This is a genomic window from Streptomyces sp. NPDC034111, from assembly GCF_055575375.1.
The window spans coordinates 57,381-71,305 of record NZ_JBVIST010000007.1; the positions used below are offsets into that span (position 1 = coordinate 57,381).

The 13,925-nt window shown below is 74.7% G+C and carries 13 protein-coding genes; 8 read left to right on the forward strand and 5 right to left on the reverse strand.

Going from position 1 to position 13,925, the window contains the following annotated elements; translation table 11 throughout:
• Positions 1–14: 14 nt before the first annotated feature.
• Complete coding sequence (locus tag ACZ55A_RS18500; protein ID WP_468841553.1) at positions 15–2,270, reverse strand: DEAD/DEAH box helicase; 2,256 nt, start codon at positions 2,268–2,270, stop codon at positions 15–17.
• A gap of 332 nt (positions 2,271–2,602) precedes the next feature.
• Between ACZ55A_RS18500 and ACZ55A_RS18505 the strand changes: the two genes are divergently transcribed.
• Positions 2,603–3,340, forward strand: a complete 738-nt coding sequence (locus ACZ55A_RS18505; protein ID WP_468841003.1) for a ferritin-like fold-containing protein — start codon at positions 2,603–2,605, stop codon at positions 3,338–3,340.
• Between the two features lie 57 nt (positions 3,341–3,397).
• On the opposite strand, the gene ACZ55A_RS18510 is transcribed toward ACZ55A_RS18505, so the two are convergent.
• The 4 genes from ACZ55A_RS18510 to ACZ55A_RS18525 all read right to left on the reverse strand — a co-directional run bounded on the left by ACZ55A_RS18510 (position 3,398) and on the right by ACZ55A_RS18525 (position 5,349).
• Positions 3,398–3,688 carry a hypothetical protein gene (locus tag ACZ55A_RS18510; protein WP_468841005.1) on the reverse strand — a complete coding sequence of 97 codons (291 nt, stop codon included), beginning with the start codon at positions 3,686–3,688 and terminating at the stop codon, positions 3,398–3,400.
• Between the two features lie 283 nt (positions 3,689–3,971).
• Positions 3,972–4,199, reverse strand: coding sequence for a DUF3107 domain-containing protein (locus ACZ55A_RS18515; protein ID WP_468841007.1), 228 nt, complete (start codon positions 4,197–4,199; stop codon positions 3,972–3,974).
• A gap of 141 nt (positions 4,200–4,340) precedes the next feature.
• Positions 4,341–4,982, reverse strand: coding sequence for a TetR/AcrR family transcriptional regulator (locus ACZ55A_RS18520; protein WP_468841009.1), 642 nt, complete (start codon positions 4,980–4,982; stop codon positions 4,341–4,343).
• 148 nt (positions 4,983–5,130) lie between these two features.
• The gene (locus tag ACZ55A_RS18525; protein WP_468841011.1) at positions 5,131–5,349 is read right to left on the reverse strand and encodes a hypothetical protein; all 219 of its coding nucleotides are present in this window, start codon (positions 5,347–5,349) and stop codon (positions 5,131–5,133) included.
• A 171-nt stretch (positions 5,350–5,520) separates the two neighbouring features.
• Here ACZ55A_RS18525 and ACZ55A_RS18530 point away from each other — a divergent pair, with 171 nt between their 5' ends.
• The 7 genes from ACZ55A_RS18530 (at position 5,521) to ACZ55A_RS18560 (ending at position 13,888) form a co-directional block, all read left to right on the forward strand.
• Positions 5,521–6,546 (forward strand): alpha/beta fold hydrolase, encoded by a 1,026-nt coding sequence (locus ACZ55A_RS18530; RefSeq protein WP_468841013.1) that lies wholly within the window; start codon positions 5,521–5,523, stop codon positions 6,544–6,546.
• Positions 6,547–6,554: 8 nt separating this feature from the next.
• The gene (locus tag ACZ55A_RS18535) at positions 6,555–8,003 is read left to right on the forward strand and encodes a DUF3152 domain-containing protein (protein ID WP_468841015.1); all 1,449 of its coding nucleotides are present in this window, start codon (positions 6,555–6,557) and stop codon (positions 8,001–8,003) included.
• 242 nt (positions 8,004–8,245) lie between these two features.
• The gene (locus ACZ55A_RS18540) at positions 8,246–10,033 is read left to right on the forward strand and encodes a DUF3492 domain-containing protein (protein WP_468841017.1); all 1,788 of its coding nucleotides are present in this window, start codon (positions 8,246–8,248) and stop codon (positions 10,031–10,033) included.
• 112 nt (positions 10,034–10,145) lie between these two features.
• Positions 10,146–10,424, forward strand: a complete 279-nt coding sequence (locus ACZ55A_RS18545) for a hypothetical protein (protein WP_468841019.1) — start codon at positions 10,146–10,148, stop codon at positions 10,422–10,424.
• Entirely contained in the window at positions 10,421–11,947 is a 1,527-nt protein-coding gene (locus ACZ55A_RS18550) for a hypothetical protein (protein WP_468841021.1), read from the forward strand. Before ACZ55A_RS18545 ends, ACZ55A_RS18550 begins: the two co-directional genes overlap by 4 nt.
• Before the next feature lie 244 nt (positions 11,948–12,191).
• Positions 12,192–13,148, forward strand: coding sequence for an NAD-dependent epimerase/dehydratase family protein (locus tag ACZ55A_RS18555; RefSeq protein WP_468841023.1), 957 nt, complete (start codon positions 12,192–12,194; stop codon positions 13,146–13,148).
• Positions 13,136–13,888, forward strand: coding sequence for a spherulation-specific family 4 protein (locus ACZ55A_RS18560; protein ID WP_468841025.1), 753 nt, complete (start codon positions 13,136–13,138; stop codon positions 13,886–13,888). Before ACZ55A_RS18555 ends, ACZ55A_RS18560 begins: the two co-directional genes overlap by 13 nt.
• The last annotated feature ends 37 nt before the right edge of the window (positions 13,889–13,925 follow it).

Below are 13,925 nucleotides of genomic sequence, written 5' to 3' on the forward strand. Positions count from 1 at the left end.
CGGGCGTGCGTGCGTCAGCTCGCGGGCGTCGCCTCGGCCGTGGCGGCCTTGGCACGGGTGCGACGGCGCACCGGCTTGGCCTCCGCGACGTCCGCCCCGGTGGCCTCGGTGCCCTCGGCAGCGGCCTTGGCGGCAGCGCTCTTACGGGTCCGCTTCGGCTTGGCCGGGGCCTCCTCGGCGGTGGCCTCGGCCGCCACCGTCTTGGCCGCGGTCTTGCGGGTCCGCTTGGGCTTGGCCGGTGCGGCCTCGGTGCCTTCGGCGGTGTCCACGGCGGCCTCCGCGGCCTTGGCGGCGGCGGTCTTCCGGGTCCGCTTGGGCTTGGCGGGTGCCTCCACGGTGCCTTCGGCGGTGTCCACGGCGGCCTCCGCGGCCTTGGCGGCGGCGCTCTTGCGGGTCCGCTTCGGCTTTGCCGGAGCCGCCTCCACGGCGGTGTCCGCGGCCTCGGCCACGGTCTCCGTCACGACGGCCGGCGCGGTCTCCACGGCGGCCTTCGCGGCGCTGCGGGTCCGGCGGCGGCGCGGCTTGGCGGGCGCGGCCACGGCCTCGGCGGCGGCCTCGCTCACCTCGGCGGCGGGCTGCGCGGCCTCGGTGACCTTGGCGGTCCCGGCCGCCCCGGCTGCCGGAGCCTGCGCCGCGGCCGACTGGCCGGCGCGGGTCCGACGGCGCCGGCGCGGCTGGCGCGGCGCCTCCGCGCCCTCGGCACCCGCCGTGCCCTCGGCGGCATCCAGCGACCCGGTCGCCGTCGCCTCGGAGGTGGCCGGGCCGTCCAGCGGCGCGCCGCCACGGGTGCGGCGGCGCTGGCGAGGCGTACGGGTGCGCGCGGGACGCTCCTCCTCCACGGCGGCAGCGCCCCGGCGGGGGCCACGGCCGCGGCCGCCGGTCTCGCCCAGATCCTCGACCTCTTCCGCGGCGAGCCCGGCCCGGGTGCGCTCGGCGCGCGGCAGCACGCCCTTGGTGCCCTGGGGGATGTTCAGCTGCTCGTACAGGTGCGGCGAGGTGGAGTAGGTCTCCTCCGGCTCGTCGAACGCCAGGTCCAGCGCCTTGTTGATCAGCTTCCAGCGCGGGATGTCGTCCCAGTCGACGAGGGTGACCGCGGTGCCCTTGGCGCCCGCCCGGCCGGTGCGGCCGATGCGGTGCAGATAGGTCTTCTCGTCCTCGGGGGACTGGTAGTTGATGACATGGGTCACACCCTCGACGTCGATGCCGCGGGCGGCGACGTCGGTGCAGACCAGGACGTCGACCTTGCCGTTGCGGAAGGCGCGCAGCGCCTGCTCACGGGCGCCCTGGCCGAGGTCGCCGTGCACCGCGCCGGACGCGAAGCCGCGCCGGGAGAGCTGGTCGGCGATGTCGGCGGCGGTCCGCTTCGTACGGCAGAACACCATCGCCAGGCCCCGGCCCTCGGCCTGGAGGATGCGCGAGACCATCTCCGGCTTGTCCATGGAGTGCGCGCGGAAGACGTGCTGGGTGATGTTGGCGACCGTCGCGCCCTCGTCGTCCGGCGCGGTGGCGCGGATGTGGGTGGGCTGCGACATGTAGCGGCGGGCCAGCGAGATGACCTGGCCCGGCATGGTCGCGGAGAACAGCATGGTCTGCCGCTTGGCCGGCAGCAGCTGGATGATCTTCTCGACGTCGGGCAGGAAGCCCAGGTCGAGCATCTCGTCGGCCTCGTCCAGGACGAGGGTGCGCACCTGCGAGAGGTCCAGCTTCCGCTGGCCCGCGAGGTCCAGCAGCCGGCCGGGCGTGCCGACGACCACGTCGACGCCCTTCTTCAGCGCCTCGACCTGCGGCTCGTAGGCCCGGCCGCCGTAGATCGCCAGGACCCGGACGTTACGGACCTTGCCGGCGGTGAGCAGATCGTTGGTGACCTGCTGGCACAGCTCACGGGTCGGCACGACGACGAGGGCCTGCGGCGCCTCGGTCAGCTGCTCGGGCTGTGAGCGGCCCGCCTCGACGTCGGCGGGGACCGTGACGCGCTCGATGAGCGGCAGGCCGAAACCCAGGGTCTTGCCGGTGCCGGTCTTGGCCTGGCCGATGACGTCGTTGCCGGAGAGGGCGACGGGGAGCGTCAGCTCCTGGATGGGAAAGGGGGAAATGATGCCGACGGCCTCAAGGGCTTCGGCCGTCTCGGGGAAAATCCCAAGGTCTCGGAACGTAGACAGAATCTTGCCTCTTCTGTGAGACGCGGCATGAGGCGGCGAAGGGGGTCGTACCGCTCCGTCGTACGGGTTCGTACGGGGCCGGCCTGATGGCGGCCGGTGGGGCGGGACCACTGCCAACGCTCAGGCACTCCTGCCGCGAGCGGGTGTGTCCCTCGTGTGGTGCGTACGTCTCGGCACGCGCCGCAGGGGAGGGCGGTCGGTTTGGAGCCGATCGGGCCACCGACCGGGCATCCGCTTCGTGGAATGACCCACCGACTTCTCGGCAGGTCCAATACCACTGTACCCCGGATACGGCGCCCCCATCCGAAGGCTTGTATGAGTGAGGAATTCGTCACGTCCCCGGGGCCCGGCCGGGACGCGGTGCGACGAGTCGTTCGTACGGGTGACCGGAAGTGGCTGACCAGGGCCTTCCCCGGGCCGCCCGGCGGGCTATTGTGCCGGTCATGGGAACGCCTGACAACGCCGCGGCTGACGCGCAAGAACTCACCGGGATCGCCGCCCAGAACTGGGTGCAGGCATCCGCCGACCCGCAGTACCGGGCCGCCGTGATCGACCTGCTCGGCGCGCTCGCGTACGGCGAGCTGTCCGCCTTCGAGCGGCTGGCGGAGGACGCCAAGCTCGCGCCGACGATGGACGACAAGGCCGAGCTGGCCAAGATGGCCTCGGCCGAGTTCCACCACTTCGAGCGGCTGCGGGAGCGGCTCGCGCACATCGAGGCGGAGCCGAACGAGGCGATGGAGCCGTTCGCCGCCGCCCTCGACGAGTTCCACCGCCAGACCGCGCCGTCGGACTGGCTGGAGGGCCTGGTCAAGGCGTACGTCGGCGACTCGATCGCCAGTGACTTCTACCGCGAGGTCGCGGCCCGGCTGGACTCCGACACCCGCGGTCTGGTGCTGGCCGTCCTCGACGACACCGGACACGCGTCGTTCGCCGTCGAGAAGGTGCGCGCGGCGATCGAGGCCGAGCCGCGGGTCGGCGGACGGCTCGCGCTGTGGGCGCGGCGGCTGATGGGCGAGGCGCTGTCGCAGGCCCAGCGGGTGGTCGCGGACCGCGATGCCCTCTCCACGATGCTGGTGGGCGGGGTGGCCGACGGCTTCGACCTGGCCGAGGTGGGCCGGATGTTCTCCCGGATCACCGAGGCGCACACCAAGCGGATGGCGGCGCTGGGGCTGGCCGCCTGACGGCGATGTTCTGACGGGACCGGCAGGACGACGGAGCCGGCAGGGGTGCCGGGCGGTTCAGGCCGTCCGGTGCCCCTTCAACGGTGCGGCCGGCCGCCGAAGACGCCGGTGCGGCGGCCGCAGCAGGACCGAGAGCAGCGCCGCACCCACCGCGACCGCGGCCACCATCACCTGGACGGGGTGCCCGGGGCCGAGGATCGAGCGGGTCAGCAGGGCGCCGAGCAGCGCGGCCACCGGGCCGGTCGCCAGCGTGAGGGCGCGTGAGGTGAAGCGGTCGGGCAGCCTGCGCAGGGCGAACAGGGCGATGGCGAAGCCGATGAACAGGGCTCCGAGCGCTTCCCAGATCATGCTGTTCCCTCCCGTGTGCCTGCGTGCCCGGCTACCGGCGCCGGTTGTGCGGTGCTCACAGTGCACTGCTGACGGTGCGGTGCCGGCCGGACGAACAAATGGGTCGTAGGCGGTCGTACCCAGGGGCTCACGGCAGCAACCCTTCCACCGCGGGTCGGCTGCCTGATCAGCCCAGCCGAGCCGACCCGAACGGCCTGATCTGCGAAAAGGGCGGCGGCCCGGAGGAAATTCCCCCGGGCCGCCGCCGTGTTCGCTCCTGGCGCCGCAGCGGGCGCCACACAGATCAGAGCGCGCCGAACCCGACCCTGCGGCCGGCCGGCTCGCCGAGCTCCACATAGGCCAGCCGGTCCGCCGGGACCAGGACCTTGCGGCCGTGTTCGTCCTCCAGCTTCAGCAGCTCCGACTTGCCGGCCAGCGCCTCGGACACCGCGCGCTCGACCTCTTCGGCAGACTGCCCGCTCTCCAGAACGATCTCGCGGGGTGCGTGCTGCACGCCGATCTTGACCTCCACGGCTTTTGTCCCTCCGACGGTCTGGGGGTCCCCCGGCGTCAGCTGGGGGAGGATGCGCGGCCATCCGCGCCGTACGCAGCACACATTAGCCCGGTACGGGGACGCGCAGGACGCCGCGGACCACGCCAGCAGCGAACACGCTCAGTGCGTGTCGCTGCCGTGCAGCGGGAAGCCCGCGATGCCCTTCCAGGCGAGCGAGGTCAGCAGCGCCACGGCGGTGTCACGCGGAACCTGGCTCTCGGAGGACAGCCAGTAGCGCGCCACCACCTGGGAGACACCGCCCAGACCCACGGCGAGCAGCATCGACTCGTCCCGCGACAGACCGGTGTCCTCGGCGATCACCGCGCTTATGGCCTCGGCGCACTCCAGCGACACCTTGTCCACCCGCTCGCGGACCGCCGGCTCATTGGTCAGATCTGACTCGAACACCAGACGGAAGGCGCCGCCCGGGTCCTCCACGTACGCGAAGTAGGCGTCCATCGTCGCCGCGACCCGCTGCTTGTTGTCGGTCGTCGACTCCAGCGCCGCGCGCACCGAGTGCAGCAGCGACTCGCAGTGCTGGTCGAGCAGCGCGAGGTAGAGGTCCAGCTTGCCAGGGAAGTGCTGGTAGAGCACCGGCTTGCTGACGCCCGCGCGCTCGGCGATGTCGTCCATCGCGGCCGCGTGGTAACCCTGGGCGACGAACACCTCCTGGGCCGCGCCCAGAAGCTGATTGCGCCGTGCTCGGCGTGGCAGGCGTGTGCCCCGCGGGCGCGCCGCCTCGGTCTGCTCGATGGCGCTCACGCTGCCTCCCAGAAATCGTTCCGTGCGCGGCCCGTACAAGGTGGTGCACCGCGCCCGCCATCGTACTTTTGGGTAACCCGGGTGTGCGCGGCCCGGGGCGAGAATTTCTGCCCGGTACCGTACGCGCAATCCGACATAACCCCCCAGGTCATCGGTATTCGTCTTCGTTGAGCTCCACGACACGCGCCTGTTCGGCGCGATCGCCCTCGCTGGCGGAGTCCGCGTCGATGTCGGTCAGCGGCTCGTCGCGGTGCGGGGCGAGGTCCGCGTACTGCTCCGCGGCGTCCGCCTCCGGCGCCTCGACGTCGAATTCGGCGGTCTCTTCCTCGTCCTCGAAGGTGTCCGGGTCGGTCGGGTCGACGCGCATGGTGGCTCCCTTTCTCGCGGGCTTGCTCTGTCGGCTGGTGCCTGGCATGAAAGCAGGGGCCGGGGCGGCTGTCCCTGCCTACGAGCCTAGGAGAGCCGCCGCGGTGTCGCGATGCGGTGTGTGACCGCGAACACACGATCGGCGGCGTGATCGTCTCGTAACATCGTCCCCATGTCTTCGACCGAGTCGCCGGACACCACGACCGCCGCCCTCCCGGTACCTCCGGCCGGACCCGGCCGGCCCGGCGCCGCGGCGGAGACGGTGCGCACCGTCACCCTCCCCGGACTGACACTGAGCGTACGGGCACCGGCCGGGCGGCCCGAGGGGCCGGACGGCACCGGCGACGAAGGCGCGGCGGCGGAGCGCGAGCCCGCCCTCTACGTCCACGGCCTCGGCGGCTCCGCGCTGAACTGGTCCGCCCTCATGCCGCTGCTCGCCGACCGGCTCGACGGCGAGGCGCTCGACCTGCCCGGCTTCGGCCAGTCAGCGCCGCCGGACGACGGCAACTACTCGGTCTCCGCGCAGGCCCGCGCGGTCATCCGCTACCTCGACGCGGCGGGCCGCGGCCCCGTCCACCTCATCGGCAACTCGATGGGCGGCGCCGCGGCGACCCGGGTGGCGGCGGTGCGCCCGGACCTCGTACGCACCCTGACGCTGATCTCCCCGGCGCTGCCCGAGCTGCGGCCGCAGCTGACCGCGGTGCCCACCGCGTTGCTCGCCGTCCCCGGCATCACCACGCTGTTCAGCCGGCTCACCAAGGACTGGACGCCCGAGCGCCGCACCCGCGAGGTGCTGGCGCTCTGTTACGGCGACCCTGGCCGGGTCACCCCGGAGGGGTTCAACTCCGCGGCCGACGAATACGCCAGACGGCTCGAACTCCCGTATTTCTGGGAGGTGATGGAGCGCTCGGCGCGCGGTCTGGTGAACGCCTACACGCTCGGTGGACAGCACAATTTGTGGCGTCAGGCAGAGCGCGTGCTCGCCCCCACCCTTCTCGTCTACGGTGGGCGCGACCGCCTGGTCTCCTTCCGGATGGCACGGCGGGCGGCCGCGGCGTTCCGCGGTGCGCGACTGCTGACGCTGCCGGAGGCAGGGCATGTGGCGATGATGGAGTACCCGGAGGCGGTGGCGCGGGCCGTCCGCGAACTGCTGGACAGTGAAGTGACCGATGTGACCGCTGATGCGGGCAGGAGCTGACACGCCCCGTGGGACGTCATAGCCGCCGAAGCCGGCCGGAGACCGAGGACCCTTCGCAGACGCCCACGCCACCGGGCGGCGGCCCGTCGGGCGGCCGGGCCCCGGGACCGGGGCGCCGCAGACGCGAGCCGGTCGAGGGCGACACGGTGCGCGGCGGGCACCCCGAACAGCGGGAACCGGGCGGCGGCTGGGGCGCGTTCCCGGGGGCGCCGGCCGCCCCGATGACGCCGGGCCGGACCGCGCCGCGGATCCCCCGGCCGCGCGCGGAGATGTCCGGCACCCAGCCGCTCGCCATGCCGGGCAGCAGCACCGGCCCGCGGCGTGAGTACGTGGAGGCCTTCGACGCCGGGCTGTTCCCCGACGGCCCGGGCCGCACCGGTGCGGCGGGCGGCATGGACGACACCGACGACGATGTCTTCCGGGCCGGTGCGCCCGGTGCGCGCGGTGGCTTCGCCGCGCACGGTGGCCCCGCGGTGCCGCCCGGCGGCCGGTACACCGGACGCTCGGTGGTCTTCGACCGGAACGCGGTCGACGAGGAGGACGGGCCCGGCGGATTCGGCGCGGCGGACCCCGGAGGCGCGTATCCCGGCGATCCGGACGGCCAGGAGGCCGACGGCGCCGGCACGGACGACGACGGCCAGGGCGTGAAGAAGGGCGGCAAGGGCCGGACGTTCACCGGCGCGGCCGCCGCGGCGGTGACCACCGTGCTCGCCGTGGTCATCGCCGGCCAGGTCGCCGAACAGCAGAAGGACGGCGGCGACCCGCAGCCGCGCAGCGGCAACGACCGTACCGACGGCACCGGCGACGAGGCCTCCCGGTCGCACACCAGGCCCACACAGGACGCCAAGCCCGCCGGTTACGAGGAGCGGATGGCCCAGGTCTTCCCGCTGGCCGCGAAGCTGACGGCCGCCGGCCGGTTCAAGCCCGTCGGCAGCGACGCCAAGGCGCCCGGCCCCGGCAAGGTGCTGCGCTACCGCGTCGAGGTCGAGGAGGGGCTGCCGCTGGACGGCGAGCTGTTCGCCGAGGCGGTGCACAAGACCCTCAACGACGAACGGAGCTGGGCGCACGGCGGCAAGATGGCCTTCCAGCGGGTGGCGTCCGGCCACGCCGACTTCGTGATCACGCTGGCCAGCCCGGGAACCACCGCCACGTGGTGCGCCAAGTCCGGTCTGGACACCGCGGAGGACAATGTCTCCTGCGATTCGGCGGCCACCGACCGGGTCATGATCAACGCGTACCGCTGGGCGCAGGGCGCCAAGACCTACGGTCCCGACAAGATGCTCGCCTACCGGCAGATGCTGATCAACCACGAGGTCGGCCACCGGCTCGGCCACAACCACGAGTTCTGCGCCAGGCAGGGCGCACTGGCGCCGGTGATGATGCAGCAGACCAAGTTCCTGACCACGGACGGCGCGACCTGCCGGCCCAACTCCTGGCCGTTCCCCACCCAGCGGTGAGCCGCTGCTCGAACTGACCGGACCGCGGCGGGAGTTCGGGGCTGTACGGACACGCCCTGGCTCTCGCATACCGCTTCGAAACGCCCCTTCGGGCGGAAAGTTACGTGCTTTCACCCCTTCCGGTGGCGCGACGGACAACCGTCCATCGCGCCACCGGCCCCTTTGCATAGCTTCTTCCTGCGAGTGACGGCGGACCGGTCGTCGCGCCAGGGATGCCGATATGGGAGGACGGGGGTGCCGTCGTGCGCATCGGACTACTCACCGAGGGTGGTTATCCGTACGCGACCGGTGAGTCGCCTGCGTGGTGCGACCGGCTCGTACGCGGGCTCACCGGCCATGACTTCGAGATCTACGCGCTGAGCACACAGGCCCGGCAGGAAACGGACGGCAGGGCCGGACTCCCGGCCCACGTACGGCTGGTGCGCAGCGCACCCCTGTGGGGCGACTTCCCCGACGGGCACCTGCGGAACGCCGAGGAGCGCCGGGGCCGCACCCCCGGACGGCGTGCACGGCGCCGTTTCGCCGCGCACTTCGGCGATCTGGTGACGGCCTTCGCCGCGCCGCCGGCAGGGGAGGGGCAGGACGGCCCGGACGGTGGGCCCGGCACGGCACCGGCCGGCACGGCGGACCGTTTCGCCGACGGGCTCTACGGACTTGCCGAACTCGCCCGCGAACACGGCGCACTGCCCGCCCTGCTCCGCTCCGAGGACGCCCTGCGCCTCCTGGAGGCCGCCTGCCACGGCCCCCGCGCGCTGCCCGCCGCCCACGGTGTCCACGTGGGCGACCTGCTGGCGGTGGTCGCCCAGCTCGAACTAGCGCTGCGCCCGCTGTCGCTGGACTGGTACGGCGACCGGCACACCCCCGGTCTCGACGGCGTCGACCTCTGCCATGCCACCTCGGGCGGTGCGGCCGCGCTGCCGGGGCTGCTGGCCAAACGCTTCTTCGGGACGCCGCTCCTGGTCACCGAGTACGGCGTCCGGCTGCGCGAGCACTACCTGGCGCGCGCCGCGGCGCCACTGAGCGCGCCGGTGCGCGCGCTGCTCGCCGCCTTCCAGGGCGCGCTGGCCGCCGAGACCTACGCCCAGGCCGCCCTGATCACCCCCGGCAACACCCATGCCCGCCGCTGGCAGGAGCGCTGCGGCGCCGACCGGGCCCGGCTGCGCACGGTCTACCCGGGCATGGACGCGGGCCCGTTCGCCGCGGTCGCGGACGCCCCGGCCGACGACTCCAAGACGCTGGTGTGGGTCGGCGCCGTCGAGCCCGCGAAGGACCTCATCGCCCTGCTGCATGCGTTCGCGGAGATCCACCGGGCCGAACCGGCGGCCACACTGCGGATCATCGGCGGGGTCGGCACCGACCCGCAGGCGCCGAGCTATCTCGCGCACTGCCGGGCGCTGGCCGCCCAGCTCTTCCCCGACGAGGCGGCCGACGCCCGCACCGTCGGCGAGAACCCGGTCAGCTTCGAGGAGATCGGCAGCCCCGACGTCCCCACCGTGGCGGACGCCTACGCCTCCGCCGCGGTGGTGGTGCTCTCCAGCGTCGTCGAGGGCTTCCCGCGCTCCCTGGTGGAGGCGATGTTCTGCGGCCGCGCCACGGTGTCGACCGATGCCGGGGCGGTCTGCGAAGTCATCGGCGGCACCGGTCTGGTCGTCCCGCCGCGCAACCCCCGCGCACTCGCCGAGGCCTGCCGGGCGCTGCTCGGCGATCCGGACCGCAGGGCCCGGCTGGGCGCCGCGGCCCGGGCGCGGGCGCTCGAACTGTTCACCGTTGAGCAGAACATCGCGGCATTTCGTGGCATCTATCTGGAGCTGATCTCCCACGCCCCGGCCCGCCCTGCCGACCGCGGTGCGCGCGACGCCCGGGGCGCGCCGCAGCCCTTCGCCCGCCCCGCCGAGTCCCATGTCCCCGGCCGGTGGGCCGCGACCGGCGCCGCTGCCAGGGCCGCCGCGCCGGCCGGCCGTACACCGAGCTGGGCGGTGCGGGAGGGGGAGCGGGCGGCCACCGGGGTGCCGGCGCTGTCCGAGACATGAGACGGGCCGTGAGACGGACGGCGGACGACCAACAGCCGGGGGACGGCCCGGAGGGCTGCGATGCGGTCAAGGAGGCGGCTGGTGAGGCGCAGGGAGAGCCGATGAGGCAGATGTGGTCAGCGCGAGGGAGACGGCAGTGGTGACGGGTGTGCTGGACGTGATGTGTGCGATGGGCGTGGTCGGCGTGGCACTGGTGACGGGCATGGCCGATGTGGCACACGCCGGCAACCGGGACGGGCTCCGCCGCCGCGGCCGCCCCGGTGGCCCCGCGTACGCCGGTGAGCGCACCGCCCCGGCCCGCCTCCGCGCCACACCCCGGAAGCCCGCCGGGCACCACCGCCCCGCACCCGACGCCGGTACACAGGCCCCGTCAAAGGGGGACCGGGCATGACCACGCCCGAGGCCGGCACCGGCACCGCCCGCGCTCCGAGGACGGCGGGGGAGGATGACAGAGCAACCGGCGAGAGCCGCCGGGCCGCGGGTGAGGACCGCTGCGGCCCGGGCGAGGACCGCGCCACCGCACGGGCCGCCCGCCGCGGACCCGCCGACCCCGTACGCGCGCTGATGCACCGTCATCAGCAGCTGTGCGCGCACGCCGTCGACGCGCTGGAGATCGCCGCCGGACTGGAGGCCCACGGGGTCACCGACCGCACGGCCGCCCGCTTCCGGCACCGCGATGTCTTCTCGCTGGCCGAAGAGCTCTATGCCCGGGTGCCCCGCGCCGACGACGACGCCCCGGCGCCGGGCGGGCCCGCCGGCCCCGGGACCGGCCCCGCGGACGCCTCCGGACCGGTGCAGGCGGCCGCGCCGGGGCCCGCGGAAGCGCCCGCACCCGGGTTCGCGGGCCCCGCGGCGGCCGGACCGCCGGGCTTCTTCCCCGACGCCGGGCCGGCGCCGTCCGGCTTCTCGCCCGACGCGGCAGGCGGGCCGTCCGGCGTCTCCCCCGACGCCGCGCCGGGCCCGCCAGGCGCCTCCCCCGCCCCCTCCCCCTCCTCCCCCTTTGGGGGAGGGGGCGGGGGGTGGGTCCGGGGGTGGGGGGGACGCTGCGGCGCAGCGCTGCAACTGCTCCCCGGCGCCGTCGGCGTCGCCGTCGTCGCCGCCCTCGCCTCGCTCGGTGACGCGGTGAACCCCGCCGTCCGTACGGGCGTCGGTGTCAGCGGGGCCGTACTGCTGGCCCTCGCCGTCCGGCTCGCCGTACGGTCCGGCCCGCTGCGCGTACGCCACCACGGCGCCGCGGCGCGGAGCGCGGGCCTGTGGGCCTGCTGGGCGGCCGGCTACGCGGTGTACGGCGACTGGCTGCTCGGACAGCTGCTGACCGGCGGCCCCGATCTGCCGTCCGTACACCCCCGGGCCGCCGTCGCCACCGCCGTGGCGCTCTCCTGCGCCGCCCTCCCCGCGGCCGGCTGCGCCCGCTGGTTCGCCCTGCGCGGCCGGCGCGCCCTGGCCGCCAGCCGCGGCCTGGAGGAGTTCGCCGCCCGCGTCCGGCCGCTGCTGCTCGCCGCCACCCTGCTCTTCCTGGGCGCGCTGGCGGCGCTGCTCGCCGGCGCCAGGGCGGTCCTCGGCGGCGACGGCGTCCTCACCGCGGCCGCGGCGGGCGCGCTGGGGGCGCTGCTCTTCCTCGCCCGGCTGCTCGCCGTCCACGGCTTCCCCGAGGCGGCCGCCGCGGGCCTGGCGTGCGCCGCCGCCCTGGAAGCGCTCGCCCCGGCCCTGGTCCTGATCGCCCGGCTCCCCGGCCTGGGCCCGCTCGGCGTTCCGGTCGAGACGCTGACCGGCCTCGCAGGACCGGCCGCGGTACCCGCCGTGGCCTGCACCGCCGCCGCCCTCGGCCTCCTCGTCCACGGCCTGCGGGCGCTCACCGGCGCCTGTGCGCACTCGCCCGCCGCCACCGGCCCGGCAGGGGCGCACCGGCCGTGACCCGCCCCGCACCCCCGTCCGGGCACCCGCACCGCGCACCACCCACCACGCAAGGGGCGTCCCGGAACGGCCCCTTCGGATCCTTCGGACCTCCACCGCGACCCCACCCCCCTCCCGGCCCCGCCCCCTCGGCGGCAGCCGGCCCCGCGGCCGGAGCCGACGTACTTCCCACCATCCGCATGAGGAGCACGACAGATATGAACGTCCAGCCGACCACACGCCACGCGAACCGGGGGGTCGCACGATGAGGGTGCTGCTCATCGGCGCCAACGGCTACCTCGGCCGCTATGTCGCCGACCGCCTGCTCGCCGACCCCGCCGTCCAGCTCACCGCCCTCGGGCGGGGCGATGACGCCGACGTCCGCTTCGACCTGGCCACCGGCAGCCCCGGCGCGCTCACCCGCTTCCTCGACGCGGTGCACCCCGGCGTGGTCGTCAACTGCGCCGGCGCCACCCGCGGCGGTGCCCGTGAGCTGACCCGGCACAACACCGTCGCGGTCGCCACCATCTGCGAATCGCTGCGCCGCAGCGGCTGCGGCGCCCGCCTCGTCCACCTGGGGTGCGCCTCCGAGTACGGGCCCTCCCAGCCCGGCTCCTCGACCGCCGAGGACGCGGTGCCGCGCCCCGGAGGCCCGTACGGCGTCAGCAAGCTCGCCGCCACCGAACTCGTACTGGGCTCCGGGCTCGACGCGGTCGTGCTGCGGGTCTTCTCCCCGGTCGGCCCCGGGACGCCGGCGGGCTCGCCGCTCGGGCGGCTGGCAGAGGCGATGCGCCGCGCCATGCAGTCCGGCGACAGCGAACTCAAACTCGGCGGGCTCGGCGTGCAGCGGGACTTCGTCGACGTACGGGATGTCGCGCGGGCCGTGCACGCCGCGTCGCTGTCCGCCGCGCAGGGCGTGGTCAACATCGGTACCGGCCGCGCCGTACGGCTGCGCGAGGCCGCTTCCGTGCTCGCCAGGGTCGCCGGCTTCGGCGGTGCCCTGCACGAACTCGACTCCCCGCCGGCCCGGCTCGTCATCCCCGGCCCCTCCAGCGAGCACGCCGTAGGGTCGCCGCCCGCCACCTACCCGTACCCGGACGGCTGCGGCACCTGGCAGCAGGCCGATGTGCGCACCGCCCGCGACCGGCTCGGCTGGCGCCCCCGGATCGCGCTGGAGGAGTCGCTGGCCGACATCTGGATGGAGGCGGCATGTCGTATCTGATCACGCCGGCCGGCTCCAGACACGCCCCGACCGGGGCGGCACCGCTGGGCATCGGCGTACCCGGCTTCGCCCATCCGCTGCTGGCACCCGCCGAATGGGCCGGTGTGCTGCGCTGCGCCCCGGGGACCGTCCACTGGGCGGTGCTCAATGTGTCCAACGGGCCCGGGGCCCGCCCCGACCCGCACTGTCTGCCGGCCGCCGCCCGGCTCCGTGAGACGGGTGTCCGCGTACTGGGACACCTGGACCTGGGTCTCGGCGCGCGCCCCCTCCGTGAGCTGCTCTCCGACGCGCACCACTACCTGGAGTGGTACAAGGCCGACGGTTTCTGGCTGGACCGCACGCCCACCGACCGCAGCCTGCTGCCCGCCACCCGGCGGCTCGCCACCGCGCTGCGGGCCCTGTGCGACGACGGCCACCTGGTCTTCGGGCACGGCGCCCACCCGCACCCCGGCTACGCCGAGTCCGCCGACCAGCTCGTCACCTTCGCCGGGCGCTGGGCCGACTACCGCTGGTCCCAGGCCGCCGAGTGGACCGCCGACCACCCTCCGCAGCGGTTCTGCCACCTCGTGCACAGCGTGCCGTCCACGCACCTGGACGAGGCGCTGCGGATCGCCCGCTGGCAGGGGGCGGGCACCGTGTACCTCACCGACCGCCGTGACCAGCGCGGGGACGCCTGGGCGTCGCTGCCCGGCTACTGGGACACCTTCGTCTCGCGCATCGGACCGGGTGTCTCGGAATGAAGAAGGGCGTGGCAGTGTTACGGGAACACCATCAGTC